General features: G+C 63.9%; 1 protein-coding gene and 2 pseudogenes. All 3 read left to right on the forward strand.

The genetic code is table 11. The features are described from left to right. Positions 1–240, forward strand: a pseudogene (sucC, locus tag E3C22_RS24320) (succinate--CoA ligase subunit beta); the annotation flags it as partial. 71 nt (positions 241–311) lie between these two features. Next, complete coding sequence (locus tag E3C22_RS24325; RefSeq protein ID WP_134764479.1) at positions 312–614, forward strand: hypothetical protein; 303 nt, start codon at positions 312–314, stop codon at positions 612–614. Positions 615–1,088: 474 nt separating this feature from the next. Then, positions 1,089–1,447: pseudogene (locus E3C22_RS24330) on the forward strand (succinate--CoA ligase subunit alpha); the annotation flags it as partial.

The raw sequence follows: 1,447 nt of genomic DNA on the forward strand, positions 1-1,447 counted from the left end.
GATCCGAACGTGAAGGGCATCCTGGTCAACATCTTCGGCGGCATCATGCGCTGCGACGTGATTGCCGAGGGCGTCGTCGCCGCGGTGAAGGAGGTCGGCCTGAAGGTGCCGCTGGTGGTACGGCTCGAAGGCACGAACGTCGATCTCGGCAAGACCATCCTCAACGAGAGCGGCCTTGCCATCACCGCCGCCGACGACCTCGACGACGCCGCCAAGAAGATCGTCGCCGCCGTCGGTTGAGGCGTATGGTTGCCGGGACGAAACCTTTCCGAAGCGGGTGTTCCGGCCGAGAGCGCGGCGAAAGATGGCACGTGGAGGACGGTGACGAGCGGTTCTATCAAGAAAGGCTTTCCGAAATGTCCGGACCGATCGAGATCGAATTCGACGAAGTTACGATGAGGCGCCTTTCCGCCTGTGCTGCCTGGCGCCAGATTTCGGTGCCCGGTCTCGTCCGTGCCTATGTCGAGGACTGGATCGACATCGACTATCCGGAATCTCGGGGGCGGCACACCTCGCGGGGCCTGCGGCGCGATGGCCCGATCGGCCTTTGCGACGATACCGCTCGGCATGCTTCGCGCAATTGGATGAGGGATCTCGGAGAAGACGAAAGCTGACCTCAGCGAGGCCAGACGAAGAGCGAACGGCTCCGTCGGCGTCTGCGGCCGTTCAAATCTGTCCGTCTCTTCGGGGGGATGGATGGAGCAGTCGTCGAACAGGGGGCGGTTCCGGTGAAGCTTCGTCATCCCGGGCTTGACCCGGGATCCAGGCCTCGCGCTTCGAATGGCTATGCGCTGCACGACGACACGGCCGATCGCTGTCTATCGCTGCGCTCACAGAGAGGATTTGGAATGGATCCCGGGTCAAGCCCGGGATGACGAAGCGTCGGTGCGATCGCCTAGCCTGCAGTGACGCCGGCAGACCATAGAAAGACAAACCTCAGACGGGCTTCGCACTGCGGTGGTGACCCGTCCTGATGATGACGACCGCCAAAAAGGACGACCGGGCGGCCGGGTCTCCCGGCAGTCGAAACATTCCATCGCCGGGTGAGCCTTCGCCTTCCGCAAAGACCCAAGAACTAGGAAACCCCCATGTCCATTCTCGTCGACAGAAACACCAAGGTGATCGTGCAGGGCCTGACCGGCAAGACCGGCACCTTCCACACCGAGCAGGCGCTGGCCTATTTCGGCACCAGGATGGTTGCCGGCATCCATCCGAAGAAGGGCGGCGAGACCTGGACCGCCGGCGAGGGCGCGAAGGACGCCGCCGGCACCGAACTGCCGATCTTCGCCACGGTGGGTGAGGCCAAGGAAGCGACCGGCGCCACGGCCTCGGTGATCTACGTGCCGCCTTCGGGGGCTGCCGCCGCCATCGAGGAGGCGATCGACGCCGGCATCGACCTCATCACCTGCATCACCGAGGGGATCCCGGTCTCCGACATGGTGAAGGT

The sequence above is a fragment of the Jiella endophytica genome, assembly GCF_004519335.1.
GTDB lineage: Bacteria > Pseudomonadota > Alphaproteobacteria > Rhizobiales > Rhizobiaceae > Jiella > Jiella endophytica.